The 23,257-nt window shown below is 61.2% G+C and carries 25 protein-coding genes and 2 pseudogenes; 15 read left to right on the forward strand and 12 right to left on the reverse strand.

The features are described from left to right. Positions 1–2 precede the first annotated feature (2 nt). Genes AC1Z3V_RS12420 through AC1Z3V_RS12435 form a run of 4 tightly spaced genes read right to left on the reverse strand, consistent with a single transcriptional unit; the run spans position 3 to position 4,774 of the window. Positions 3–1,568 (reverse strand): ABC transporter substrate-binding protein, encoded by a 1,566-nt coding sequence (locus AC1Z3V_RS12420; RefSeq protein WP_483499258.1) that lies wholly within the window; start codon positions 1,566–1,568, stop codon positions 3–5. Between the two features lie 36 nt (positions 1,569–1,604). Next, positions 1,605–2,726 (reverse strand): DUF917 domain-containing protein, encoded by a 1,122-nt coding sequence (locus tag AC1Z3V_RS12425; RefSeq protein ID WP_483499260.1) that lies wholly within the window; start codon positions 2,724–2,726, stop codon positions 1,605–1,607. Continuing rightward, entirely contained in the window at positions 2,723–4,267 is a 1,545-nt protein-coding gene (locus tag AC1Z3V_RS12430) for a hydantoinase/oxoprolinase N-terminal domain-containing protein (RefSeq protein ID WP_483499262.1), read from the reverse strand. The genes AC1Z3V_RS12425 and AC1Z3V_RS12430 overlap by 4 nt, the downstream gene beginning before the upstream one ends. A 3-nt stretch (positions 4,268–4,270) precedes the next feature. Continuing rightward, positions 4,271–4,774, reverse strand: coding sequence for an Lrp/AsnC family transcriptional regulator (locus AC1Z3V_RS12435; protein WP_483499264.1), 504 nt, complete (start codon positions 4,772–4,774; stop codon positions 4,271–4,273). A 409-nt stretch (positions 4,775–5,183) separates the two neighbouring features. Between AC1Z3V_RS12435 and AC1Z3V_RS12440 the strand changes: the two are divergent. Then, a pseudogene (locus tag AC1Z3V_RS12440) lies at positions 5,184–5,498 on the forward strand (TolC family protein); the annotation flags it as partial. Between the two features lie 61 nt (positions 5,499–5,559). Here the strand turns inward: AC1Z3V_RS12440 and AC1Z3V_RS12445 are convergent. Together AC1Z3V_RS12445 and AC1Z3V_RS12450 are read right to left on the reverse strand one after the other, a co-directional pair. Further along, positions 5,560–5,910: a ribbon-helix-helix domain-containing protein gene (locus AC1Z3V_RS12445; protein ID WP_483499265.1), complete on the reverse strand. Its 351-nt coding sequence runs from the start codon at positions 5,908–5,910 to the stop codon at positions 5,560–5,562. A gap of 23 nt (positions 5,911–5,933) precedes the next feature. Beyond that, positions 5,934–6,530 (reverse strand): DJ-1/PfpI family protein, encoded by a 597-nt coding sequence (locus tag AC1Z3V_RS12450; protein ID WP_483499266.1) that lies wholly within the window; start codon positions 6,528–6,530, stop codon positions 5,934–5,936. Between the two features lie 253 nt (positions 6,531–6,783). Here AC1Z3V_RS12450 and AC1Z3V_RS12455 point away from each other — a divergent pair, with 253 nt between their 5' ends. After that, the gene (locus AC1Z3V_RS12455) at positions 6,784–7,278 is read left to right on the forward strand and encodes an NUDIX hydrolase (protein WP_483499268.1); all 495 of its coding nucleotides are present in this window, start codon (positions 6,784–6,786) and stop codon (positions 7,276–7,278) included. 24 nt (positions 7,279–7,302) lie between these two features. Here AC1Z3V_RS12455 and AC1Z3V_RS12460 read toward each other — a convergent pair whose 3' ends face one another. The 3 genes from AC1Z3V_RS12460 to AC1Z3V_RS12470 all read right to left on the reverse strand — a co-directional run bounded on the left by AC1Z3V_RS12460 (position 7,303) and on the right by AC1Z3V_RS12470 (position 9,033). Then, positions 7,303–7,677 (reverse strand): hypothetical protein, encoded by a 375-nt coding sequence (locus tag AC1Z3V_RS12460; RefSeq protein ID WP_483499270.1) that lies wholly within the window; start codon positions 7,675–7,677, stop codon positions 7,303–7,305. Positions 7,678–7,851: 174 nt separating this feature from the next. Beyond that, positions 7,852–8,721 (reverse strand): DMT family transporter, encoded by an 870-nt coding sequence (locus tag AC1Z3V_RS12465; protein ID WP_483499271.1) that lies wholly within the window; start codon positions 8,719–8,721, stop codon positions 7,852–7,854. A gap of 81 nt (positions 8,722–8,802) precedes the next feature. Then, complete coding sequence (locus AC1Z3V_RS12470; RefSeq protein ID WP_483499273.1) at positions 8,803–9,033, reverse strand: hypothetical protein; 231 nt, start codon at positions 9,031–9,033, stop codon at positions 8,803–8,805. Here AC1Z3V_RS12470 and AC1Z3V_RS12475 point away from each other — a divergent pair. The 4 genes from AC1Z3V_RS12475 (at position 9,028) to AC1Z3V_RS12490 (ending at position 12,964) form a co-directional block, all read left to right on the forward strand. Then, positions 9,028–9,579: a MaoC family dehydratase gene (locus tag AC1Z3V_RS12475; protein ID WP_483499275.1), complete on the forward strand. Its 552-nt coding sequence runs from the start codon at positions 9,028–9,030 to the stop codon at positions 9,577–9,579. The genes AC1Z3V_RS12470 and AC1Z3V_RS12475 overlap by 6 nt on opposite strands. 7 nt (positions 9,580–9,586) lie before the next feature. Then, positions 9,587–10,747 (forward strand): CaiB/BaiF CoA transferase family protein, encoded by a 1,161-nt coding sequence (locus AC1Z3V_RS12480; RefSeq protein WP_483499277.1) that lies wholly within the window; start codon positions 9,587–9,589, stop codon positions 10,745–10,747. Then, on the forward strand, positions 10,744–11,880 hold the full coding sequence (locus tag AC1Z3V_RS12485; protein ID WP_483499279.1) for an extracellular solute-binding protein: 1,137 nt from the start codon (positions 10,744–10,746) through the stop codon (positions 11,878–11,880). Before AC1Z3V_RS12480 ends, AC1Z3V_RS12485 begins: the two co-directional genes overlap by 4 nt. Positions 11,881–12,052: 172 nt before the next feature. Continuing rightward, positions 12,053–12,964, forward strand: a complete 912-nt coding sequence (locus AC1Z3V_RS12490; protein WP_483499281.1) for a nucleotidyltransferase and HEPN domain-containing protein — start codon at positions 12,053–12,055, stop codon at positions 12,962–12,964. Positions 12,965–13,190: 226 nt separating this feature from the next. Here the strand turns inward: AC1Z3V_RS12490 and AC1Z3V_RS12495 are convergent, their stop codons facing one another. Then, entirely contained in the window at positions 13,191–13,430 is a 240-nt protein-coding gene (locus AC1Z3V_RS12495) for an ATP-binding cassette domain-containing protein (protein ID WP_483499661.1), read from the reverse strand. Positions 13,431–13,581: 151 nt separating this feature from the next. On the opposite strand from AC1Z3V_RS12495, the gene AC1Z3V_RS12500 reads away from it, so the two are divergent. Together AC1Z3V_RS12500 and AC1Z3V_RS12505 are read left to right on the forward strand one after the other, a co-directional pair. Next, a complete protein-coding gene (locus tag AC1Z3V_RS12500; protein WP_483499283.1) occupies positions 13,582–13,878 on the forward strand; it encodes a type II toxin-antitoxin system TacA family antitoxin in 297 nt (98 codons plus the stop codon). A gap of 223 nt (positions 13,879–14,101) precedes the next feature. Next, positions 14,102–14,371: pseudogene (locus tag AC1Z3V_RS12505) on the forward strand (GNAT family N-acetyltransferase); the annotation flags it as partial. A 138-nt stretch (positions 14,372–14,509) separates the two neighbouring features. On the opposite strand, the gene AC1Z3V_RS12510 reads toward AC1Z3V_RS12505, so the two are convergent. Continuing rightward, positions 14,510–15,367 carry an amidohydrolase family protein gene (locus AC1Z3V_RS12510; RefSeq protein ID WP_483499284.1) on the reverse strand — a complete coding sequence of 286 codons (858 nt, stop codon included), beginning with the start codon at positions 15,365–15,367 and terminating at the stop codon, positions 14,510–14,512. Between the two features lie 78 nt (positions 15,368–15,445). Beyond that, positions 15,446–16,234: an IclR family transcriptional regulator gene (locus AC1Z3V_RS12515; RefSeq protein WP_483499286.1), complete on the reverse strand. Its 789-nt coding sequence runs from the start codon at positions 16,232–16,234 to the stop codon at positions 15,446–15,448. Positions 16,235–16,400: 166 nt separating this feature from the next. Here AC1Z3V_RS12515 and AC1Z3V_RS12520 point away from each other — a divergent pair, with 166 nt between their 5' ends. The 7 genes from AC1Z3V_RS12520 to AC1Z3V_RS12550 all read left to right on the forward strand — a co-directional run bounded on the left by AC1Z3V_RS12520 (position 16,401) and on the right by AC1Z3V_RS12550 (position 23,256). After that, positions 16,401–17,720: an ABC transporter substrate-binding protein gene (locus tag AC1Z3V_RS12520; RefSeq protein WP_483499288.1), complete on the forward strand. Its 1,320-nt coding sequence runs from the start codon at positions 16,401–16,403 to the stop codon at positions 17,718–17,720. 82 nt (positions 17,721–17,802) lie between these two features. Continuing rightward, positions 17,803–18,699 (forward strand): carbohydrate ABC transporter permease, encoded by an 897-nt coding sequence (locus AC1Z3V_RS12525; protein ID WP_483499290.1) that lies wholly within the window; start codon positions 17,803–17,805, stop codon positions 18,697–18,699. After that, positions 18,699–19,565: a carbohydrate ABC transporter permease gene (locus AC1Z3V_RS12530; RefSeq protein WP_483499292.1), complete on the forward strand. Its 867-nt coding sequence runs from the start codon at positions 18,699–18,701 to the stop codon at positions 19,563–19,565. Before AC1Z3V_RS12525 ends, AC1Z3V_RS12530 begins: the two co-directional genes overlap by 1 nt. A 6-nt stretch (positions 19,566–19,571) precedes the next feature. Further along, positions 19,572–20,669 (forward strand): ABC transporter ATP-binding protein, encoded by a 1,098-nt coding sequence (locus AC1Z3V_RS12535; protein WP_483499294.1) that lies wholly within the window; start codon positions 19,572–19,574, stop codon positions 20,667–20,669. A gap of 1 nt (position 20,670) precedes the next feature. Further along, positions 20,671–21,783: a mandelate racemase/muconate lactonizing enzyme family protein gene (locus AC1Z3V_RS12540; protein WP_429811795.1), complete on the forward strand. Its 1,113-nt coding sequence runs from the start codon at positions 20,671–20,673 to the stop codon at positions 21,781–21,783. A 71-nt stretch (positions 21,784–21,854) separates the two neighbouring features. Next, complete coding sequence (locus AC1Z3V_RS12545; RefSeq protein ID WP_483499295.1) at positions 21,855–22,184, forward strand: L-rhamnose mutarotase; 330 nt, start codon at positions 21,855–21,857, stop codon at positions 22,182–22,184. Continuing rightward, positions 22,177–23,256, forward strand: coding sequence for a Gfo/Idh/MocA family protein (locus AC1Z3V_RS12550; protein ID WP_483499296.1), 1,080 nt, complete (start codon positions 22,177–22,179; stop codon positions 23,254–23,256). The genes AC1Z3V_RS12545 and AC1Z3V_RS12550 overlap by 8 nt, the downstream gene beginning before the upstream one ends. Position 23,257 lies beyond the last annotated feature (1 nt).

The following is a 23,257-nucleotide window of genomic DNA, read 5'->3' on the forward strand; positions in this document are numbered from 1 at the left end:
CCCTAGCGGCTCAGATCGTTGACAAAGGTGATGTGCCCGTAGGCCGGATTGTCGGCGTAGCCCTTGATGTCCGAACGGATGATATGGACGTTCGGCTGATCGAGCATGAAGATGGCTGCTGCGTCCTCGATGATCTTCCGCTGCGCTTCGATGAACAGCGCTTCGGCGCGCGCGCGGTCAGTGCCCGAGAGCTTGGCCGCTTCATCGATCTTGGCGTCCACCTCGGAGTTGGAATAGTAGCCGAGATTGAAATTCGGCTTCTCTTCGCTGTGGAACAGGTTGAAGAGATAGTCGTAAGGGGTGACGAAGGTCGGCCACCAGAACATGACGAAGATGTCCTGCGCGGTTTCGGGATTCGATTTGCCGAGCTGCCATTGCGCCTCCCATGCCATCGGCTGGAGCTTCAGCGTGATACCGAGCGTCTCCAGATTGGCCTTCCACAGTTCGCCTGCAACCGCCTCGATCGCCTGGGACGTGGAATAGGTCATGACGAGTTCCAGGCCCGGCCCGATGCCCTCTTCGGCAAGAAGCGCCTTTGCGGCTTCCAGATCGGTCTTCGGGATCGGCGCATTGGTATCGTGACCCCAGATGCCGGCCGGGACGACGCCCTTGGCGCGGGTGCCGAAGCCGCTCGTTCCCGCGGCGATCACGTCGTCATAGGGAAAGGCGAGCGACAGGGCCTGGCGCACCTTCACCTTGTCGAGCGGCGCGCGCTTGACGTTGTAGAGGCCGAACAGCGTTTCGAAGGAAGGATTGACGACCACGTTCAGATCGGGATTGGACTTCAACGCCTCGAGGTTTTCGTAGGGAAGACTGTAGGTCCAGTCTGCCTGGCCGCTCTCGATCATGTTCTGGGCGAGCGTTGCGTCCTCGACGATCTCGAATGATATGGTCTGGAAGGCGCCATCCGGCACTTTGCCCCAGTAGCCTTCGACCCGATCGAGAACGGCGCGCTGGCCGGGCTCATAGCGCGACATCTTGAACGCTCCGGTCCCTGCATCGTTGCCGGCGTTGAACCAGGAAGCTTCCTTGTCGTGTGAGGAAGGGGCATAGATCCACGCGGCGAAGCCGGCCGACGCGATGAGGTCGAGTGGCTGCGGTTCGGAGAGCACGAAGACTACCTTCAGCGGTTCAGGCGTTTCGATGGAGGTAACCGGGCCCCAGATGAAGGACGCGCCGCCGCCGATCTTCTTGGTCCGCTCGATCGAACCCTTCACCGCCTGTGAGGTCAGCGGGCTGCCGTCATGGAACTTGACGCCGTCGCGTAGCGTGAAGGTCCAGGTTTTGCCATCTGCACTCACGTCCCAGGAGGTGGCGAGCAATGGCTCGATCCTGGCTTCGGCGGTGTCGGTTGCCGGGATATAGCGGGTCAGCCCCTCGTAGACATTGGCGAGGACCGCACCGTCGTTGGAAAACGAGGTGGCCGGGTCGAGGTCCGGAAAGCTCGTCGGATAGGCGAGCGTGAAGATGCTGCCCGTGCCTTCTGCCATGGCAAAATTCCAGCGCGACGCGGCGGCTGTAGCCAGAGCGGTGAGGGCGGCGGTTTTCAAGAAATTGCGGCGGTTCATGTCGAGCTCCCAATCGAGTTCTGGAGGGGCGGACGGTTAGGCGTCTTCTTTGTAATGGGGTACGGCAGGCGCATCCGCGGATATGCCCATCGGTACGAAGTCGAAATCGTAACCAAAGGCGCGCGGGCCGACCGAGGCGAGCGCGATCTCGCTGCGCAAGAGAACCGGGGCAGGTATGGAGAGGACATCGATGCGCAGGCCGTAGCGCAGTTCTTCCGTGCCGATCGCCCGACCGGTTTCCGAATCCACGATGCAGATCAGGTCCGGCACCATGGTTATGATCTTTTCGCCTTCGCGCGCGATCAGATATTCATTCTGGATGTCGACGGTAAGCGTGCGGGCAGCATCCGCATCCAGTCCTGCGACGGTGAGCTTGCCGCGGGTGAAACCCGCCGTGACGCGGCGGCTGATATCGGTCACCTTGCCGCGCATCAGTCGTACGCCACCGGACTGCTTGAGGATGGCCTCAACGGGATCCTCCTTCGCCGTCCGCGCGTTCATCACCGCATCGCCGAGGCTCCAGGCCTGGCTGGTCGTGTGGGGCACGCCGAAACGGCGGACGAATTCGCCGGACATCGGCGCTGTCGTCATCAGCGCCGTGCATCCCATCGCGATAGTGCTGGCACGCAGCAGTTTCTCCAACATCTTCGGCGTCGTCGCGTCGGTGACAACGAGCACGTTGCCGTCCGCATCGGCAAGCGCCGCCGGCTGCACGGCCTGGCCGTGGATGAAGAAGGTCGTCATCTGCACCTCCGGGAAGGCCCGGCCCATGCCGTCAGCATCGACGACAGGCAGATCCACCATCGCCGCCGTCAGCATCGGCGCAATGCCGTTGCCGCCGCCGACTTCGTCGCCGAGCAGCGCATCGACCTTGCGGCCCAGATGCCGTTCGAGCGCGTTCAGAAGCCGGACGCCCTCACCGCCTTCCGGGATCTTCTCGATACCCACGGTCGGGGCGCCGATACCGCCGATGCCCAGGATCTGGGCATCCGGCGCCACGTCGGCCGGGCGCACCATGCGAATGCGCTTGCCTTCGCGTAAGAGCGCCTTGGCCCGCAGCAAACCGTGATAGGTGCTGCCGCCGCCGCCGGTTCCCAGAATGCCGCAGCCGATGGCGATGCGGTCGATATCGGCTTCGCTGAGCGTCCAGTATTTCATGCCCGCAACTCCCCAATCACTTTCGCGGCAACGCGAACGGCATTGCCGGGCAGGTAAGCCAGCGGCGTTTCTTCGATTTCGGCAATGGTGGTCGTCTCGGCATCTGCACCGGCCTCGACGGCGCGCGCGCGTGCCTCCGCGACAATGGATTCGAGCGCAATTTCCCGCGTGGTGCCCTCCAGCGAAACCACACTGTCGACCTCGCCGGAGACCTGCGCGATGGCCGCGCCGATGGCGTTGGCCGAACCGAAATGATCGGGCTTCAGCGAAACGGATGTGCCCTCCAGCAGCCCGTCGACGAGAACGGAACCGCCGCCGACCAGAATGGCAGGGATCGGATCGGCGCTGGGCTTCATGCGGTCCAGCACCGTCTCGATGCTGGCCTTCATCTGTGCCAGCATCTGCTGCGCGATTTCCGGCGTGATGTGGCCGAGACGGCTGCGGTCGCCGAGGTCGACGAGGCCGGCAGCAACGGCGATGTCGGTCGCCGTCAGCGTGTCGCCGCCGAAGCAGAGCGCCTTCTGCGGCAGGCGGAAACCGACCGAATCCGGGCCAATCGTCGGGGACAGGCCCGGGCGCACGATGCTGCCGCCGCCAAGGCCGAAGGAATAGACGTCCGGCACGCGAAAATTGGTCGGCACGCCACCGATCATCGCGCCTTCGCTGCGGGTGCGCGGGAAACCGGCCACCAGCATGCCGATATCCGTGGTGGTGCCGCCGATATCGATCACCGCCGCGTCGGAAAGCCCGGTCAGAAAGGCCGCGCCGCGCATGGAATTGGTCGGCCCCGAGGCGATCGTGAAGACCGGATAGCGTTCGGCGAACTCAGCCGCCATCAGGGTGCCGTCGTTCTGCGTGAGGAAGAGCGGGCAGGTGAGGCCGAGTGCGGTGAAGGCCTTGCGGAAAGCGCCGACCGTCTCGCGTCCGAGCGTATGCAGGCTCGCATTGAGGATTGTGGCACTTTCACGGGGCAGGAGGCCCGTGCGACCGACGCGATGCGACAGGCTGATTGCCGCCCCCGGCATTTCCTCGGCAACGATTTCTGCCGCGTCGTTTTCCATTTTCGGGTCGACCAAGGCGAAAACCGAGCAGATCGCGATGGCCGAAATGCCGCGTGCGCGCCAGTCGCGGCATGCCGCGCGGATCGCCTCATCGTCGAGCGGCGCAATCTCCGAACCATCGTAATTGACGCCGCCGCCGACCAAGGCTGCACCGCCGTCGACGATCGGGCGAAGCGTGTCCGGCCAGTCGATCATCGGAGGCAGCGAGCGCGTGGCGGCGCCGCAAAGTCGGAGAACACCGACTTTTTCAAGATGCCGGCCTTCCACGATGGCGTTGAGGAAGTGTGTGGTGCCGATCATCACCGCATCGACCGCGCCGGCAGCAATACCGGCCTCGGCCAACACCGTGCGGATCGCCGCACTGACGCCCGATGTCACGTCCGCGGTGGTCGAGGATTTCACCGTGGCCAGAACCTCGGCGCCGCGCAGCAGCGCCGCGTCCGTATTGGTTCCGCCGACATCCACTCCAATGCGAAGCATGGCCTATCCTTTCTTCTTGGCGCCGAGATCCGTGCCGCGGCTGATCGCGGTCGTCCTCGTGCCGAATACCTTGTAAAGGCGCAGGACGACCGAGCTCGTAACGCGCTTGACGCCGGGCAGTTTGCCCAACTCCTGATCGATGAATTCGAGCAGTGCTGCATGGTCGACGACGAAGAGCGACGCGCTCAGATTCGCCGTGCCGCTCGTGGCGGCGAGGTAGCCGATCTCGTCATACTCGGCGAGCAGGATGGCGACGTCCTCCTGTTTGCCGGGCTCGACCTCGATCAGAAGCTCGACCTGCACATCGCGCCCAAGCGCTACCGGATCCGGAATGGCGCCGATGACGATCATCTTGGCCTGGAGCAGTCCGGCGATGCGGTTGCGGATCGTGCGCTCCGAGACGCTGCCGACCCGGCCGGCGATCTCGGCGGCCGAAAGGCGCCCGTCCTCGGAGAGGTAGCGGATAATCTCGCGGTCCAGATCATCGACGAGGTAGCGTTGGGTCATTACCGGTTCCATTTCGGCCTTGTTGAGGCAATTAAGTTTCCGAAACGGAATTACGTCAAGATTATTTCATCCAATAATGAAAATTATTGTCGAAGATTGCTCGGTTTGGGTACTGAAACTTCCAGAAGTTGCCGAAACGGAAATGTGGCCGGGATCGGGGAAGGCGGCTGATGCAGCCGATTAGGCCTCGGTGCATTGTCGGGCCCAGTGGCGTGTAGGTCGGCGGAGCCGAAGGTGGCGCTTGTCGGTAATGTGAACCGCAATATCGGCTCGCTCAGCGTCGACGATTCGCGTTTCGATCAGCGTTCGACAATCCGGGTGAACCAGCCGAACGCCAACCTGATGATCGGGTTGAGCATTCCGATATACGACGGGGGCTGCGCGACGCGCGGTTGCGGTCGGCGCTGCGGAGCAGGAACTGGCGCAGTTGCAGAACACCGCTGCGCGGGAGGTTGTTGTCTCCTACGATCTGTTGCGCACGAGCTTAGCGGGCCACACGGCGGCAAGCGAACTGACCATAGCTGCGCAGACCGCCTACGACGCCGCCGTCGATTACTACAAGCAAGGCCTTGGCACGATCACCGATGTCAGTATCGCCCAGACCGCGCTGCTGCAGGCAAAGGTCGCAAAGGCCACCGCATACAGCGATACACTCGTAGCGGCAGCAAGCCTGGCGTTCGCAACGGGAACGCTGACCAACCGCAATGCCGTCAGTTGCTTCTAATCGCGAGCCAGCCGAATGTGCGGTGGTGTTTGCCAGCCTTCATTGGTCGCGGGCCGCGGGCTCAGTGGTATTTTTCCCGCTCGCGAACGAGGATCGCCGGAGCGTTCAGCCCGGCGATCGGTTGGCTGACATCCGCCGGAATGTCTCCGGTCAGTTGAAGGTCGAGGTAGCGCGCGCAGCAGACCCTCAGGAACGAGGTGAAGTTCCCTAGATCGTGACCGGCGTCAATGGACTCATGGTGCAGCTTCGTTATCAACTGTGTGACGTTCATGCGATCGCGGTGTGCGATCTCCTCGAGCTTGGACCAGAAGAAATTCTCCAGCCGTACGCTTGTCACCATGCCATCGATGCGTAGCGAGCGCGTGGTGCTCTCCCAGAGCCTTGCGTCCGCCTTGATGAACAATTCGCACATCGCGACCCTCCCCCGCCGCTTCCTCAGGCGGCGTCTGTTTGTAGCAGGGCCGAAGCGTTGAGCACAGCCATGAACTGCCGCAGCCACGACGGGTGCGCCGGCCATGCAGGTGCGGTGACGAGGTTACCGTCGGAGACCGCATCATCGATTGCGATATCGGCGTAGACGCCGCCGGCGAGTTCGACTTCCGGACGGCAGGCGGGATAGGCCGAGCATGTGCGCCCCTTCAGCACCCCGGCTGCGGCGAGAAGCTGGGCGCCGTGACAGATGGCTGCCACCGGCTTTCCGGCCTCGAAGAAATGCTGGACAGCCTTGATGACATCGGGGTTGAGGCGCAGATACTCCGGCGCGCGGCCGCCGGGGATGACAAGCGCATCGTAGTCCTCCGAGCGAATGCTGGAGAAGGTGGCGTTGAGCGTGAAGTTGTGACCGCGCTTTTCCGAATAGGTCTGGTCGCCTTCGAAATCATGGATCGCGGTCGCGACCGTATCTCCGGCCCTCTTGCCGGGGCAGGCGGCATGGACGGTGTACCCGCAGGCCAGCAGCGTCTGAAACGGGACCATCGTTTCATAGTCCTCGGTGAAGTCACCGGTGATCATCAGGATTTTCGAAGCAGTCATGTGTTCCTCCCAAAACCAACGGGAAGAGCTTAGCAGGGCAGGTGAGCCAGCAGGTACTAGCGGAATACTACAACGAAAATTCCGGGCAGTCCGCCGCAGGCGATCAGCTTCGCGTCGACACGCGATCGCAGGAAATTCGCCCACATGAACTCGCCGCAGGGGCATTTTCAATCGCTCATTGCGAGACGGACCGTCACATATCTGTCATAAACGCAGGCAAACTTCTGGTTACAATCCGTCGGAACCGAGAAACATGTCCGAGCAATTCCCGCCGGTATACGAAGCGCTGTCACAAAGTGCTGCTCGTTCAATGACCTGCGTCCAGCAGGCAGGCGCGATCTGTTTTCGAAATTCTGCAGACAGCTTTCCTGAGGTGTTGCTTGTCGCAAGCCGCCGCAATGGCCGCTGGGGAATTCCAAAAGGCCGGATAGAGGCGGGAGAGACGTCGCGCGCCGCTGCGGCGCGCGAAGCGATGGAAGAGGCGGGCGTTCGAGGCCGAGTGTCGATTGGTACTGTCGGCTCGTTCGTTTACACCAAGGACAGCACCGACCTCAACTATCACCTCAACGTGCATCTACTCGAAGTTGAGGAAACTTTGTTGGACTTCCCGGAGAGGCAAAGCCGGAGACTGCTGTGGGCGCCCTTTGAAACTGCGGTCCAGGAAGTCTTTCATCCAAAGCTTCGCGAGCTGCTCTTGGTCGCTGCAGAAAATGGGCTGCCTGTCGGGTTTGAACGCGAAGCCGGGTAGGCCTGCCAACCTAAGGCACGGAAATCAGTTTGCCGTTTTTGCTCTTTGCAGAAGTATCTGCATCTCCTGAAATCGTCTTTTGCGCTCGGGATCGTCCTCATTAGCAGCATAGCAAATGCGTGAAACGCAGAAGCGCAGTATCTTCTTCGGCGCGTTCGCCTTGTCGAATTCGCAGTCGAAGGTGTCCGTCATATCTGCCCTCTTCGTGTCGGCCCTTTCGGAATACTTAAAGCGAGCGCCGGGCGGCTCAATCTCGGGAAAGGACTGGACCACCCCGACATTGAGGGCGTCGATCATGAAGAAGTTCTTGGCGACCGTCATACACGTCGACTCGAGGTCGGGGCTCTGCGCATAGGCAGGACCTGCCGCGATACACAGGACTGGGAGAAGCCATTTCATCGCAAACTCCATCCGCAGAGAAGCCTTTGCCATCGGCTCGGGCTGCTCCGACAACACGGGACGGTGCAAATTGTTCCGTTGTGTGGCGTTTAGAGCGTTGGTGTAACTGTGAATTCTGGACCCTGCGCCCAACTTGGACACTAAAGAGCGCGAGTTTTCGGGAGCAGGATCAGCCTAAGACCGCTTCGCCAACTGGTGTTCGCGCCAGATCGTGAAAAGGCCCGCGCCCACGACGATGAGAGCGCCGACGATCATGTTGTGCGTGATCGTTTCGCCAAACAGCAGGACGGCAAACATCACGTTGAGGACCAACTGAAAATAGGTGACCGGCTGAACTTCCGCAGCAGGCAGCAGCCCGTAGGCTCGGATGAGGAAGTAGTGGCTGAGAGTGCCGCAGATGCAAAGTGCTGCCAACGCGAACCAATCGGAGGGGACGACTTCGGTCCAGTAGAACGGACCGATCAGCGAAATCGCCAGTGCTCCGACGACGCCCGCATAAAAAAGGCTCGTCACCGCGGAATCTTCCCGACTGACTGCGCGCGTGGCGATGCTGTAAAGCGCGAACAGCACGGAGGCGACAAGCGGCAGGAGAAGCGAGACGTCGAAGTGAACGTCCACCGGATTGATGATCACCAGAACGCCGACGAGACCAACCAGCACCGCAGTCCCGCGCCGCCACCCGACCACCTCCCCCAGAAGAGGTATCGACAGGATGGTAATGATCAGTGGCGTCGCCTGAAAGATCGACTGGCTCATGGCGAGCCCGGCGTGAACATAGGAAAAAACGATGACGACGATCTCCGCGACCAGCAGAAGGCCGCGAATAACCTGCAGCCATGGATGCCGCGTTTGGATGGATTTCTGAATGCCCCCCGGAGACGACGCGGCGAAAGCAAACACGAAAAGCGCGAACGCCCAGAATCGGATCATCGTTATGAAGAGCGCAGGATAACGATCACCCAGATACTTGGTTATCGCGTCCTGGCCCGCGAAGATGCAGATGGCGAGGAAGGCAAACACATAGCCGCGGGTCTTGGGACTCATCACACTAAAAACTCAGAATCGGTGGCCACTTGATTAGCACAGTCCTTTCGCGGGCGCTTGAACCAAACGATGGGCCGCTTCTCAAAAGCCGCCTGCCAATACTTTCCACCCACCCATGACGTTGCTGTCCAAGCCGATCTGAATGGCATCTTCCATCCGCCGAAGATCCGAGTCGCTTGCAATATCAATCCATATGTGAGTAGAGTATTTATATAAGAAGAGATTGAATTCGACTGCAGAGCGCTCCTGGCGCCGGCAGCGGAAAATCAAGGACTGACTTAGCTTTTGCTGCGCAAGGGTCTTCTCATGCATGAATTCACGCCTACCGTCGGGGTCGCCTCGACACATCCCACGGACATGCCGCAGGACCATGCCGCCCTGCCGGTGTGGAATGCCGAGAACTGGTTTTATGAGGATTGGCCGGTCGGTCAGCGCATCCGGTCCCTGCGCCGGACAATCGGCGAGGGGGACAGCCATCTGTTCAACACGCTGGTGGTCGACATTCACCCTTATGTCCAGGACCAGATGTTTGCCGAGCGCGACGGCGTGTTCGGCCGTCGTCTGGTCGCCGGTGCCTTCGTGTTTTCCGCCGGTCTCGGGCTCGTTGCCACGAACTGCGTCAACGCCTTTTCCTACGGCTACGACAAGCTGCGCTTCATCAAGCCGGTCTTCATCGGCGACACGATCTACACCATCCGGACCAACATGGACAAAACGCCCCGCTACAAGGAACTCGGACTCATTCGGGCCAGCTACCAGGTGTTCAAGGGCGAGGGCGAACTGGTGCTCTATTGCGAGCACCTGCAGACGGTGAAGTACAAGAACCCCGCCGACTTCGTCGGCAAGACCGAGAAATAGGATGCCGATGACGGGAACAAACGAACTGCCGCTCGCCGGCCTTGTCGTGGTCGACATGAGCCAGTTTCTCTCAGGCCCCTATTGCTCCTTGCGCCTCATGGATCTCGGCGCGCGCGTGATCAAGATCGAACGTCCTGACGGTGGGGACCTGTCGCGCCGACTCTATCTGAGCGATACCGAGATCGGCGGCGACTCCACGATCTTCCATGCCATTAATCGCGCCAAGGAAAGTCTGGCGATCGACCTCAAGGACGACGCCGACCTTGCCGCCTTGAAGACGCTGCTCGCCAAGGCCGATGTCCTGATCCAGAATTTCCGCCCCGGCGTCATTCAACGCCTTGGGCTCGACTACGAGGCGGTCAAGGCCATCAATCCGAAGATCGTCTATGCCTCGATCAGCGGTTACGGCGAGGAGGGGCCCTGGGTAAAGCGGCCGGGCCAGGACCTGCTGGCGCAATCCCGTTCGGGCGTCATGTGGCTGAACGGTGATGAGGGGCAAGGGCCGGTTCCCTTCGGCCTGGCGATCGGCGACATGCTTGCCGGCGCCGCGGCGGCTCAAGGCATCCTTGCTGCACTCGTTCGCCGCGGCATCAGCGGCAAAGGCAGCCTGATCGAAACCAGCCTGCTCGAGGCACTCGTCGACTTCCAGTTCGAAGTGCTGACGACGCACTTGAATGACGGCCGCCGGTTGCCGACTCGGTCCGGATTCCGCAGCGCCCATGCCTATCTATCGGCACCCTACGGCGTCTATCCAGCCAAAGACGGCTATCTCGCCATCGCCATGACGCCGATCCCGAAGCTGGCCGATCTCCTGGAAATGCCCGAACTTGAAGTCTATCGCGACGATCCGGCGTCCTGGTTCTCCGAAAGAGACAGGATCAAGGCGCTGATCGCCAAACGGATCGCCGAAAACACCATCGACCGCTGGCTCGCAGTCCTCGAACCCGCCGACATCTGGTGCGCGCGCGTCCTCAACTGGAACGAATTGCTCGAAAGCGAGGGCTTCCGTGTCCTCGACATGCTGCAGACGGTTGTGCGTGAGGACGACGTCTCGATCCTGACGACGCGCTCGCCGCTCAGGGTCAACGGCAAACGTGCCCAGGTAGATCGCGCTGCACCACGCATCGGCGAGCACAGCGCGTCGATCCGAGAGGAGTTCGGCCTGTGAGTATCACGTTGAAGGGTATGACCTGGAGCCACCCGCGCGGCTACGATCCGATGATCGCCTGCTCGCGGCTATGGCAGGAGCGAACCGGCGTTGCGGTCCACTGGGAGAAGCGCTCACTGCAGGATTTCGAGACCTGTCCGGTCGATGAGTTGGCCCGGGCCTATGACCTCATCGTCATCGACCATCCCCATGTCGGCCAGATCACCAAGGAGAAGTGCCTGGCGCCGCTCGATGTGGAGGGCCGCGAAGCGGAGCGAAGGGTGCTTGCGGGCGCGAGCGTCGGACGCTCCTACCCGAGCTACACATGGCAGGGCAGGCAATGGGCTTTTCCGATCGACGCGGCGACCCAGGTGCAGGCCTGGCGGCCGGACCGGACGGAACGCGCCGACAGCTGGTCCGAGATGTTGGTCATGGCACGACTGGGCAAGGTTGCGCTGCCGATGCGCCCGCCACACTCCTTGATGAGTTTTTATACGCTTTCAGCCAATCTCGGACACGCCTGCCGCAGCGACGGTATGGGCAAGCTGATCGATGCTGATGCAGGCATCGACGCCTTCGAGCGTCTGCGCGAATTGACGGATCTGATCGATCCCGCCTGCTTCTCGATGGATCCGATTGCCGTGCTGGAGGCCATGAGCGATCCTGCTTCGAAGGTCGTCTCCACGCCGCTGATCTACGGCTATGTCAGTTATGCGATGCCGGGTTTCCGGCCGTCCCTCGTGAAGTTCGGGGACATACCCGTGGCTGGAAACAACGGCCCTTCCGGTTCTGCCCTGGGCGGAACGGGGATCGCGGTCTCGGCCTTCTCGCAATCGCAAGAGGCCGCGATCGACTTCGCCTATTTCGTCGCCGGCGGCGAGGTTCAGCGCGGCGCCTATGCCGCAGGCGGAGGGCAGCCCGGCCACGCGGCGGCCTGGGACGACGACGTCGTCAATGCCGCCACCTCGGATTTTTATCGCGCCACGCGCAAGACGTTGGAGGCGGCCTGGGTGCGCCCGCGTCACGATGGCTACATGGCCTTTCAGCAGGTGGCCTCGGATCGCATCAATGACGGTCTCCTGCGCAAGGATCCTGCACGAAAGATCGTGGAGGACCTCAACCGACTTTTTGAAGCGAGCTTTGCTCCCGTTTGACCAGCCGGAGAACGCTGCCCGCGCTTGGCGGTAGCGGCTTCGATCCAGGGGAATGAAGGGCGAGACATACCGGCTGGATGTGGCAACCGAAATCTGCGCCACCGATCGCAGGCGCGCCTTACTCATAATTCCTGTAGTAGACGACGAGTCGTCTTTATCCTATCGGTTGCATATGAAAACGAGCCTCGACCATCTTCCCGAGAAGAAGCAGCGCGAGCTTGCCCGCGTCGTGGAGATCATCCACGAGGAGTTTGCCGATGCGCTCGAGGGTGGCTCGGCCGACTTCAAGAAGCGCGGGCGGATCCTGAAGATCATCCTCTTCGGCTCCTACGCCCGCGGCACCTTTGTTGACGAACCGCATACGATGAAGGGCTATCGCTCAGATTACGACATCCTCGTCATCGTCAATTCGAAGAAGCTCGCAGAACCGCAATACTGGGACAAGGCGACCGACCGTCTGATGTGGAACAAGGGCGTCTCAACGCCGGTTGGGCTGATCGTCCATGGCGCCCGGGAGGTGAACAACTTCCTTGCGGACGGACAATATTTCTTCGTCGATATTCTGCGCGAGGGCATCTTGCTCTACGAACTCGACGACCGGCCGCTGGCGGAGCCGAAACGGCTCTCGCCGGCCGATGCGCTCAAGGTGGCCAAGGAGCATTTCGAGAGGGTTTTCAGATATTCAACGTCGTTTGCCAAAGGTGCCCGATTCTATCTTTCAGAAGGGGAACTAAACTTGGCGGCGTTTGAACTCCACCAGTCAGTAGAGTCTGCCTATTCCGCGCTTCTCCTGACCCTTACCAACTACAGCCCGCCGTCGCACAATATTAAGTTTCTTCGTGGCCTCGGCGAAGATCGTGATCAGCGGCTGGTTGAAGCCTGGCCGCGCGATCAGCACCGCTTTACCGCCTGGTATAACATTCTCAACGAAGCTTATGTGAAGGCACGCTATTCGAAGCACTTCGAGGTCACCGAAGAAGCGCTGGCTTGGCTTATCGAACGGACCGAACATCTTCACCGCCTCATCGAGGCGATCTGCAAGGAACGGCTCACCGAGCTGGCTCGGGTATTGGGCGCCACCTGAGCCCTTGTCTCGGTCGGGGTTCGATGGACGGGTCGGTGTTTCGACCACGTTTACGCCGTCACGCGACGAAGTCGCAGAGCCAGCCGACCTTGGTCGGGCCTGGACTTGCGTATGATTGAGAAGCGTTCTCAGGCGGCAGGGTCGCAAACCGTCCCGTCTTCTCAGCGTTGGCTTCTGTTGGTTGTGGTTGGCACCAAACGAGGTGATTTTGGGGTGAAAACCGTCACTATCGATACTGGCGCCGCAGTTCGGCGTCGGATGGTTTTCCGAGGTCCTGGCCCTGGGCGCCGATGCTGCCGGAGATCGGGGTTTCCAGATGCAGGGTCGAGCAGGTGAGCGTCGTCTTTCCCGAGCCGCTTTCGTCGACAACGGCGAAGCTTCGCCCTGGGTACTTGCTTCGGCGCCCACGGCTTCGACCGCATCGACGGCGCCGATAGACATCACGGCTTCTGGGGTTCCGGCAAATCGCGAATCTAGGATTCTATTCCCAATCAAGGCGTGCATTGAACCTCATGCGGCTGAAATAGCCCAAGACCAATATGTGACGACATCATCTTTACGGGCTTTGTAAAGATGGCGTCGCTACGCTATCTAATGAGTGCAGAAAGGAGTTTTCCATGGCCACCTCGCGCACGCGTAAAAGTGCGGACGCAAGCGTGCCGCTAAATATGCGGATCAAGCCTGCGACACGCAACATGATCGACCGAGCCGCCGAGCTGCTTGGTAAGACGCGCATGGATTTCATGCTTGAGGCTTCCGAGCGCCGCGCCGAGGAAGTACTGCTAGATCGTTCCGTATTCACAGTCAGCCCCGAACTCTATGCCGAGTATCTTGCCCGGCTCGATGCGCCCGCGCAAACAAATGAGCGTCTGAAACGCACCATGTCGACCAAAGCGCCGTGGGATGAGACGTGACTCTTAACGCACCGACACCACTGGCCGATCAGCACGAACTGACAGCCTTTAATTCCGGAGTGCCTGAACTAGACGACTGGCTGCGTCGCCGCGCCCGTATCAATCAGATTGGCGGCGCATCGCGAACATTCGCCGTGTGTGAAGGAAACCGCGTCACCGCCTATTATGCACTCGCCTCCGGCGCGGTGAAGCAGCCGGAGGCACCTGGTCGTTTTCGACGCAACATGCCCGATCCATTCCGGTTGTCGTGTTTGGCCGCCTCGCCATCGATGCGGCCTATCAGGGACGCGGTATCAGCAGAGCGTTAGTGCGCGACTCGGGTTTGCGCCTGCTCAATGCCGCAGAGATCCTGGGTATCCGCGGCGTGCTGGTGCATGCAATTTCCGAGGACGCGAGGGCCTTCTATGAAGCGGTCGGCTTCCTGCCTTCGCCATCGGACCCAATGGTGCTAATGGTAGGGTTACATGATCTCAAGAGCGCGCTCAGCTTCTAACCGCAGCTTGTGAACAATCATAGGCGTGCACATTGTGCGTGATGCGACCGAGGTCGGTCGCCATGATGTAGCCCTGGATGCAGCTTGCCATGATCTGCCGCGGTCAATTTCGTCCGCGCAATTCCGGACGGAAACCGTTCACACTTTCTTGGAATTGCTCTCAACGAGCCTCCAGATCCGGCAGGCATTGCCGGCGAGCAGCTTGCGTTTCTCGTCCGCGCTGCAGCCTTCGAGCAGGGCGTGGGTCGCGCCGACCCAGGTTGAAAGGTTGCCGCCGAGCGTGCAGACCGGCCAGTCACTTCCCCAGACCACCCGATCCCAGTCGAAGACGCGGATCGTATGTTCGACATAGGGGCGCAGCGTCTCGACCTGCCAAGCCTCATCGGCATAGGCAACGACGCCCGAGATCTTCGCCGTGACATTCGGTCGTCGCGCAATCTCGCTCATATGATCGCGCCAGGGATGCTCGGCGCCGGCGCGAATGTCGGGAACGCCGCAATGGTCGAGGATGAATTGAACGTCGGGCGCCAGATCGACAAGTGCAATCGCCTTCGGGATCTGGTGCGGCAAGACGCAGAGGTCGAAGGTGAAGCGGCGCCCGCCGAGCCTGCGGATGTTATCGCGAAAGCGCGACGCTTCGGACAGGTCATCCGGCATGACATGCAGCACGCGGCGAAAGCCCTTGACGAAATCGTTTGCCTCCTGCCGCTCGAGATAAGCCTCGAACGCATCGTCTTCGGGCCGGCAGGCGGCAATGGCGCCCTTGAGCAGACTTTCCGGCTCTCGCGCGAGCCGTTCGATTTCTGTGGTTTCCTTCTCGATCTCCGAAGGGGCGACATCGACCTCCATGTGCAAGCAGGCCTTAATGCCGAGCCGCCGCGCCTCACGCTCATAGGTCGCGTAAAGAAAGTCGTGGTCGAGCGCCGGCACACCGCAGAGCCAGGGATAGGTGAGCTTCGACCTGTCGATGAGGTGAAGATGGGTGTCGATGATCAAGGCGCTTCTCCCTCCGGATAGAACTCTTACATAAGAATTGGCTATTCAAATAAGAATTAGTGCCGTCGGCCGTGGCCGTCAATCGGCTGCCGGAACCACGTCTGAACCTGCGAGAGTCGACAATTGTTCGGCGGTCTTCAGCAGCAAGGCTATCGTTTCGGTAATGTCGGGAGCCGAAGGCGCATTGACCAGAGCGATATAGGGTACTGTCAGTGCGGCGATGCCGCGGCCATCGGGGCCGAGGATCGGCGCCGACAGGTTATAGACGCCCGCCGTCTGCGCACTTGCCATCATTTCATAGCCGCGCTCGCGAATCTGGTCGAGGCGTGCGTAGAACTCCGGTCCGCGCACGGTCTCGTCTTTGCTCTTGGCGTGTTCGGCGATCATCATCTCGCGCTCTTCGGCCGAGCGGAAGGCGAGCAGGATATGGCCGGAGCCGGTGTCGAAAAGACTGATGTGCGAGCCGACCCGGATCGAGATGCCCCAATAATCAGGCGCTTCCTGCTGCGCGATGACCACGGCCGAGCCGCGGTCGAAGACGGCGAGGTGGTTTGCCTGCTTGGAGCGCTGCGCCAGGTCGCGCATCAGCGGCGTTGCATAGGACGCGAGCCTGCGCACCGGTGCATGCAGTTGCGAAAGCCCGAACAGTTTCAAGGTCAAGGAATAGCGGTCGCCGTCGATGCGGGTGACGTAGCCGCGTCGCACCAACCGGTCGAGCATCCGGTAAAACTCGTTGGGGCTGCGGTTCAGGCGCTTGGAAATCTCGGCCTGCGTCAGGCCGCCGTCAACGCTGGCAAGCAGCTCGAGAATGTCGAGCCCCTTGTCGAGGGCGGGCGCGCGATAGCGGTCAGACTCTTCGGTGTCCATGAGATCCCTCCTTGGTGAATATTCATATCCATATACGCAGAGAATGGCGTCGACAAAGGAAAGTTCGCCCTTGACGCTGGATAAATTTGTTGTTTGTATATGAATTAGTTTCTCACAAATGAGAACATCGCGCCGGGATGAGGGCGTGAACCTGGGAGGAGTGGAGATGAGAAGGCTGCTATCCGGCGTGTCCGCCGGTGTCATCATGCTTGCCGCAGGACTGGGGACGGCCATGGCCGCGGACCTGCCCGGCAAGTTTGAGGGCGTCACGATCGACGCCAAGCTGATCGGCGGACAACAATACGAGAAGCTCTACGAGCGTATCGGCGAGTGGGAGAAGGCGACCGGCGCCAAGGTCAACATCCTGTCGAAGAAGAACCACTTCGAGCTCGACAAGGAAATCAAGTCGGACATCGCGACCGGCGGCGTCAGCTGGTGCGTGGGCTCCAACCACTCTTCTTTCGCTCCGCAATATCCTGACATCTATACCGACCTGCTCGCGCTGCTGCCGCCCGAAGAGATTGCCAAGTTCGTGCCGGCCCTGATCGATGCTTCGACGCTGGACGGCAAATTGGTGATGTTGCCGCGCGCTCAGTTCGACGTATCGGCGCTCTACTACCAGAAGAGCCTCTACCAGGACGAAGCGAAGAAGGCTGCCTTCAAGGCGAAATACGGCTACGACCTCGCGCCGCCGGACACGTGGGCCCAGGTCAGCGACCAGGCCGAGTTCTTCTCAGCCCCGCCGAATTTCTACGGCACGCAGTTTGCCGGCAAGGAAGAGGCGATCAACGGCCGCTTCTACGAAATGCTGGTCGCCGAAGGTGGCGAATATCTCGACAAGGAGGGCCGCCCGGCCTTCAATTCCGAAGCCGGCGTGCGGGCGCTCGACTGGTTCGTCAAGCTCTACAAGGACAAGGCGGTTCCGCCGGGCACCACCAACTATCTCTGGGATGACCTTGGCCAGGGCTTCGCGTCGGGCTCGATCGCCCTCAATCTCGACTGGCCTGGCTGGGCAAGCTTCTTCAACGACCCGAAGTCCTCCAAGGTCGCCGGCAATGTCGGCGTGAAGGTGCAGCCGGCCGGCTCCTCCGGCAAGCGCACTGGCTGGTCGGGCCATCACGGCTTCTCGGTCACCGAGGCTTGCGCCAACAAGGAGGCGGCCGCCTCGCTCGTCTGGTGGCTGACCAACGAGGACAGCCAGAAGCTGGAATCGGTGGCCGGGCCGTTGCCGACCCGCACCGCGGTCTGGGAATACAATATCAAGGCTGCCGCAGGCGACGCCTATAAGACTGAAGTGCTGCAGGCTTTCCAGGAAGCCGCCAAGCATGCATTCCCGGTTCCGAAAACGGCCGAGTGGATCGAAATTTCGAACGCCGTCTATCCGGAACTGCAGGCCGCCATCCTCGGCGACAAGACGTCGAAGGAAGCGCTCGACGCCGCCGCCGAAAAGGCGACCGGCATTCTGGAAGACGCGGGCAAGCTCTGACCGTGACCAAGGAGGCGGCGCCGGTGCCTTCGGGCTCTGCGGCGCCGCCTCAGCCATTTCATGCAATCCTCAGGACTGCCCGATGAAGCTCAAGAAATTGTCAGCACCGGCCCTGCTTCTGCTTCCGGCCTTCGTCGTGCTCGCGGCGGTGATCGTTTTGCCGCTCATCTTTTCCTTCTATTCGAGCTTCACGCCCTTCCGCTTGACCAAGCCGGAGACGCTGTGGGTCTTTGTCGGCCTGCGTAACTACGCAACCGTGCTGGGTAACGCCGAGTTCTGGGTTGCTTTCGGCCGCACCGTGCTATTGCTGACTGTGGCGCTCAACGCCGAAATGCTGCTCGGTCTCGGGCTGGCGCTGCTCGTCAACAGGGCGACCCATGGTCAGCGCCTGCTGCGCACTGCGATGATGTTTCCGATGATGTTTTCGCCGGTGCTGGTGGGCTTCCAGTTCAAGTTCCTGTTCAACGACAATATCGGTTTCGTCAACAATGCGTTGCAGTCACTGGGTCTGACTGACCAGGCGATCCCCTGGCTGATCGACGGCAATCTCGCGCTCATTTCGATCATCATCGCCGAGGTCTGGTCGTCGACCGCCGTCTTCGCGATCCTGATCCTCGCCGGCCTGCTTGCCATGCCGAAGGATCCGGTCGAGGCGGCCCATGTCGACGGCTGCACGCCCTGGCAGACCTTCCGCTATGTCACCTGGCCCTATCTCATGCCCTTCGCCTTCATCGCCATGACGATCCGGTCGCTGGACGTGGCGCGGGCCTATGACATCGTCAAGATCATGACCGATGGCGGCCCGGCCAAGCGTACCGAGCTGCTTTGGACGCTCGTCGGCCGCACGGCCTATGCCGATGCCCGCATGGGGCTTGCCAACGCCATGGCCTATGTCGCGATCCTGCTGTCGATCGTCTTCACGGTCTATTTCTTCCGCAAGCTTGCCGCAGCGCGCCAACAGATCGGAGCCGAGTGGTAATGGATATCAACGCCTCGCATCGTCTGCGCCGCCGCCTCTTGAAGGCCGGCCACCTGATCGGCCTGTTCCTGGCGATGCTCGTCATCTGCTTGCCCGGCCTCTGGATCGTACTTTCGTCGCTGCGCCCGACCGTCGAGATCATGGCAAAACCGCCGGTCTGGATCCCGGAAAACATTTCGCTCGAAGCCTATCGCGCCATGTTCTCGGGCGCCGGGCAGGGCGGCGTTCCCGTATGGGATTATTTCCGCAACTCGCTGATCATCTCGGTAACGTCGACGGCGATCGCGCTCGCGATCGGCATGGCCGGCGGCTACGCGTTTGCCCGCTACCGCTTCAAGGCCAAGTCGGCGATCTTTCTCGGCTTCATGCTGACGCGGGCCGTGCCCGGCATCGCCCTGTCTCTGCCGCTTTTCATGCTCTATGCCCGCACCGGCATCATAGACACCCACTTCTCGCTGATCCTGACCTATGTCGCGCTCAACGTGCCCTTCACCATCTGGCTGATCGACGGCTTCTTCCGCCAGGTGCCGAAGGATCTCGCCGAAGCTGCCCAGATCGACGGCTGCACACCCTGGCAGGCGTTCTGGCAGGTGGAGTTCCCGCTCGCCGGGCCTGGCATCGCTTCCGCCGGCATCTTCGCCTTCCTGACGTCCTGGAACGAGTATGCACTTGCCTCGCAGATCACCCGTTCGGTCAATTCCAAGACCCTGCCGGTCGGGCTTCTCGACTATACCGCCGAATTCACCATCGACTGGCGCGGCATGTGTGCGCTTGCCGTCGTCATGATCATTCCGGCGTTGACCCTTACCTTCATCATTCAGAAGCACCTCGTCTCGGGCCTGACCTTCGGCGCGGTGAAAGGATAATCGTTCATGGCTCCTGTCACCCTCAGGAAACTCGTCAAGCGCTACGGCGCGCTCGAGGTCGTCCACGGCATCGACCTTGAAGTGAAGGATCGCGAGTTCATCGCGCTCGTCGGCCCGTCCGGCTGCGGCAAGTCGACGACGCTGCGCATGATCGCAGGTCTCGAGGACGTCAGCGACGGTGCGATTGAGATCGGCGGCCGCAAGGTCAACGAACTGCCGCCGCGGGCGCGCAATATCTCCATGGTTTTCCAGTCCTACGCACTTTATCCGCATATGACGGTTGCCGAGAACATGGGTTTCTCGCTGAAGATCGCCGGGCGTGCGCCGGACGAAATCAAGGCACGTGTCGACGAGGCGGCCGCCATTCTCGATCTCGGCCATCTGCTGGAACGTCGCCCTTCGCAACTTTCCGGCGGGCAGCGTCAGCGCGTCGCCATGGGCCGCGCGATCGTGCGCCAGCCGGACGTCTTCCTGTTCGACGAACCGTTGTCGAACCTTGACGCAAAGCTGCGCACCCAGGTGCGTACCGAGATCAAGAAGCTGCACGCACGCATGCAGGCGACAATGATCTACGTCACCCATGACCAGGTCGAGGCGATGACGCTGTCCGACCGCATCGTCATCATGCGCGACGGCCATATCGAGCAGGTCGGCACACCGGAAGAGGTGTTCCAGCGCCCGGCCACCAAGTTCGTCGCCGGCTTCATCGGTTCGCCGCCGATGAACATGGACGAGGCGATCGTCGACAACGGTGCGCTGGTCTTTGTGAGCGGCGTCCGCCTGCCGATCCCGCCGCGATTTGCAAACGCGCTGCGTCCGGGCCGGAAGGTGACGTTTGGCCTCAGGCCCGACGATATCTATCCGAGCGGTCACGGCCTGCATGCCGGCGATCCGGCGGCCGTACACGAGGTCGAACTGCCGGTGTCGATCACCGAACCGCTCGGCAACGAGACGCTCGTCTTCATTCAATTCAATGGCCGCGACTGGGTCTCGCGCATGCTCAATCCGCGTCCGCTCGCTTCGGGCGAGAAGGTGCGCATGAGCTTCGATCTGTCGCGCGCGCATCTCTTCGACATCGAGACCGGCAAGGCTCTGGAAGGCTGACATGGCAAGAATCGAGAAAATTGAACTTCGCATGGTCGATTTGCCGCCGAAGGTGAAGCGGACTGATGCGATCCAGAGCTTCGTCAGCCAGGAAACGCCGATCGTCATTATCACCGATTCCGATGGCGCAACCGGCACCGGCTACAGCTATACGATCGGCACGGGCGGCTCCTCGGTGATGCGGCTGCTCTCCGATCATCTCGTGCCGATCCTGATTGGCGAGGATGCCGATTGCATCGAGGCGATCTGGCACAAGATGGAATTTGCCACCCATGCGACGACCATCGGCGCGATAACAGCGCTGGCGCTGGCCGCAGTTGACACGGCCCTTTGGGACCTGCGTGCCAAAAAGCAGAAGCTGCCGCTCTGGAAGCTTGCCGGTGGCGCCAAGGAGAGCTGCCCGCTTTACACGACCGAGGGCGGCTGGCTGCATATCGAGAAGGAAGCGCTGGTCGAGGATGCGCTTGTCGCCAAGGCCAAAGGCTTTTCCGGTTCGAAGGTGAAGATCGGCAAGCCGCACGGGTCGGAGGATTATGATCGTCTGTCGGCGATGCGCAAGGCGCTCGGCGACGGCTTCGAGATCATGACCGACTGCAATCAGGGCTTTACCGTCGACGAAGCGGTCCGCCGCGCGTCACGGCTGAAGGAGCTCGATCTCGCCTGGATCGAGGAACCGCTGCCGGCCGACGATCTCGACGGCCACATCCGGCTGACACGCTCGACACCGACCCCGATCGCCGTCGGTGAATCCATGTATTCGATCCGTCATTTCCGCGAATACATGCAGAAGGGCGCCTGCTCGATCGTGCAGGTCGATGTCGCCCGCATTGGCGGCATTACGCCTTGGCTCAAGGTCGCACATGCGGCGGAAGCCTTCGACATTCCGGTCTGCCCGCACTTCCTGATGGAACTGCATGTCAGCCTCGTCTGCGCCGTGCCCAACGGCAAATATGTCGAATACATTCCGCAACTCGATGATCTGACGACCAAGGGCATGGAGATTCGCGACGGTCGCGCCGTCGCGCCGGCAGAGCCCGGTATCGGCATCGCCTGGGATTGGGACGCGGTGCGCTCTCGCTCGATCAGCGAATTCACCCGCGAGTTTCGTGGCTAGAGCAATTCCAGCAAAAGTGTGGAGCGGTTTTGCGTTCGGAATTGCGCAATACCAATAATGTGGAGGTCATCATGCAGCGAATGGGAATGGTGATCGGTCTCGAAGCGTCGAAGGTTGCCGAGTACAAGGCCTTGCATGCCGCTGTCTGGCCGGAGATCCTTAGCCTGATTTCCGAATGCAACGTCACCAACTACTCGATCTTCCTCAAGGAGCCGGAAAACCTGCTGTTCGGCTATTGGGAATATGTCGGCACCGATTTCGAAACGGACATGGCCAAGATGGCGGCGAATCCGAAGAACCAGGAATGGTGGTCGGTCTGCATGCCGTGCCAGAAGCCGCTTGAAACCAGAAAAGAGGACGAGTGGTGGGCGATGATGGAAGAGGTTTTCCATCATGGCTGAGCGTTTCGATCCTGGCACGCTCAGGCAGTGGTGGCCGAAGCCGAGCAAGCCACGACCGATCGCGATCTTCGGCGCTGGCAGCATCGTCGGTGATGCGCATCTGCCGGCCTATCGCAAGGCCGGGTTCCCCGTTGCCGGGATCTATGATCCGGACCATGCCAAGGCATTGCAGCTTGCGGAAACGTGGGGCATTCGCGCCTACTCAAGTGAGAACGAAGCGTTCGCGACCACCGATACAATCTTCGATCTGGCGACGCCGCCTTCCGCGCATGCCGCCATCCTTGCCAAGCTGCCGATCGGCGCCGCGGCGCTGATCCAGAAACCCTTGGGCTCTGACCTCGAAGCGGCGACCACCATTCTCGAGATCTGCCGCGCGCGCAAGCTCAAGGCTGCCGTCAACTTCCAGCTTCGCTTCGCGCCGATGATGCTGGCTTTACAGGATGCCATCGCCAAGGGGCACCTCGGAGAGGTCGTCGATTTCGACGCCTGGCTGGCGCTTGCCACTCCCTGGGGCCTGTGGCCGTTCCTGAAAGGCCTGCCACGCATAGAGATCGCCATGCACTCGATCCACTATCTGGATCTGGTGCGTGGCCTGCTCGGCAATCCCTTGGGCGTGCATGCCAAGACGATCGGCCATCCGAACCATGGAGTCGCTCAGACGCGCACGGCTGCGATCCTCGACTATGGCACTCGCGTCCGCTGCGCGCTTTCGGTCAACCACGACCATGATTTCGGCCGCAAGTTCCAGGCCTGCGAATTCCGTATTTCCGGCACGTCCGGTGCCGCCTACGTCAAGCTCGGCGTCAATCTCGACTATCCCCGCGGCGAGCCGGATGAGCTCTGGATCCGGCCGGCAGGTTCCGCCGACTGGGTCGCCGTAGGGCTCGAAGGTGCATGGTTCCCCGATGCCTTCGTCAACCGCATGGCCAATCTGCAGCGCTTTGCTGCAGGCGAGGACGACGAACTGATCGGCTCGGTGGAGGACGCCTGGCAGACGATGGCCTTGGTCGAGGCCGCCTATCAATCGAGTGCGGCGCCGGCAATGGCGATCGCGCCTCTTCCGGGACGCTGAA

The sequence above is a fragment of the Ensifer sp. 38_S197 genome, from assembly GCF_056924495.1.

Excerpts from the sequence above, each read along its gene's own strand:
- AC1Z3V_RS12420 (WP_483499258.1), bottom strand. The coding sequence starts at position 1,568 with ATGAACCGCCGCAATTTCTTGAAAACCGCCGCCCTCACCGCTCTGGCT.
- AC1Z3V_RS12425 (WP_483499260.1), bottom strand. The coding sequence starts at position 2,726 with ATGAAATACTGGACGCTCAGCGAAGCCGATATCGACCGCATCGCCATC.
- AC1Z3V_RS12430 (WP_483499262.1), bottom strand. The coding sequence starts at position 4,267 with ATGCTTCGCATTGGAGTGGATGTCGGCGGAACCAATACGGACGCGGCG.
- AC1Z3V_RS12435 (WP_483499264.1), bottom strand. The coding sequence starts at position 4,774 with ATGACCCAACGCTACCTCGTCGATGATCTGGACCGCGAGATTATCCGC.
- AC1Z3V_RS12445 (WP_483499265.1), bottom strand. The coding sequence starts at position 5,910 with ATGTGCGAATTGTTCATCAAGGCGGACGCAAGGCTCTGGGAGAGCACC.
- AC1Z3V_RS12450 (WP_483499266.1), bottom strand. The coding sequence starts at position 6,530 with ATGACTGCTTCGAAAATCCTGATGATCACCGGTGACTTCACCGAGGAC.
- AC1Z3V_RS12455 (WP_483499268.1), top strand. The coding sequence starts at position 6,784 with ATGTCCGAGCAATTCCCGCCGGTATACGAAGCGCTGTCACAAAGTGCT.
- AC1Z3V_RS12460 (WP_483499270.1), bottom strand. The coding sequence starts at position 7,677 with ATGAAATGGCTTCTCCCAGTCCTGTGTATCGCGGCAGGTCCTGCCTAT.
- AC1Z3V_RS12465 (WP_483499271.1), bottom strand. The coding sequence starts at position 8,721 with ATGAGTCCCAAGACCCGCGGCTATGTGTTTGCCTTCCTCGCCATCTGC.
- AC1Z3V_RS12475 (WP_483499275.1), top strand. The coding sequence starts at position 9,028 with ATGCATGAATTCACGCCTACCGTCGGGGTCGCCTCGACACATCCCACG.
- AC1Z3V_RS12470 (WP_483499273.1), bottom strand. The coding sequence starts at position 9,033 with ATGCATGAGAAGACCCTTGCGCAGCAAAAGCTAAGTCAGTCCTTGATT.
- AC1Z3V_RS12480 (WP_483499277.1), top strand. The coding sequence starts at position 9,587 with ATGACGGGAACAAACGAACTGCCGCTCGCCGGCCTTGTCGTGGTCGAC.
- AC1Z3V_RS12490 (WP_483499281.1), top strand. The coding sequence starts at position 12,053 with ATGAAAACGAGCCTCGACCATCTTCCCGAGAAGAAGCAGCGCGAGCTT.
- AC1Z3V_RS12500 (WP_483499283.1), top strand. The coding sequence starts at position 13,582 with ATGGCCACCTCGCGCACGCGTAAAAGTGCGGACGCAAGCGTGCCGCTA.
- AC1Z3V_RS12515 (WP_483499286.1), bottom strand. The coding sequence starts at position 16,234 with ATGGACACCGAAGAGTCTGACCGCTATCGCGCGCCCGCCCTCGACAAG.
- AC1Z3V_RS12520 (WP_483499288.1), top strand. The coding sequence starts at position 16,401 with ATGAGAAGGCTGCTATCCGGCGTGTCCGCCGGTGTCATCATGCTTGCC.
- AC1Z3V_RS12525 (WP_483499290.1), top strand. The coding sequence starts at position 17,803 with ATGAAGCTCAAGAAATTGTCAGCACCGGCCCTGCTTCTGCTTCCGGCC.
- AC1Z3V_RS12530 (WP_483499292.1), top strand. The coding sequence starts at position 18,699 with ATGGATATCAACGCCTCGCATCGTCTGCGCCGCCGCCTCTTGAAGGCC.
- AC1Z3V_RS12535 (WP_483499294.1), top strand. The coding sequence starts at position 19,572 with ATGGCTCCTGTCACCCTCAGGAAACTCGTCAAGCGCTACGGCGCGCTC.
- AC1Z3V_RS12540 (WP_429811795.1), top strand. The coding sequence starts at position 20,671 with ATGGCAAGAATCGAGAAAATTGAACTTCGCATGGTCGATTTGCCGCCG.
- AC1Z3V_RS12545 (WP_483499295.1), top strand. The coding sequence starts at position 21,855 with ATGCAGCGAATGGGAATGGTGATCGGTCTCGAAGCGTCGAAGGTTGCC.
- AC1Z3V_RS12550 (WP_483499296.1), top strand. The coding sequence starts at position 22,177 with ATGGCTGAGCGTTTCGATCCTGGCACGCTCAGGCAGTGGTGGCCGAAG.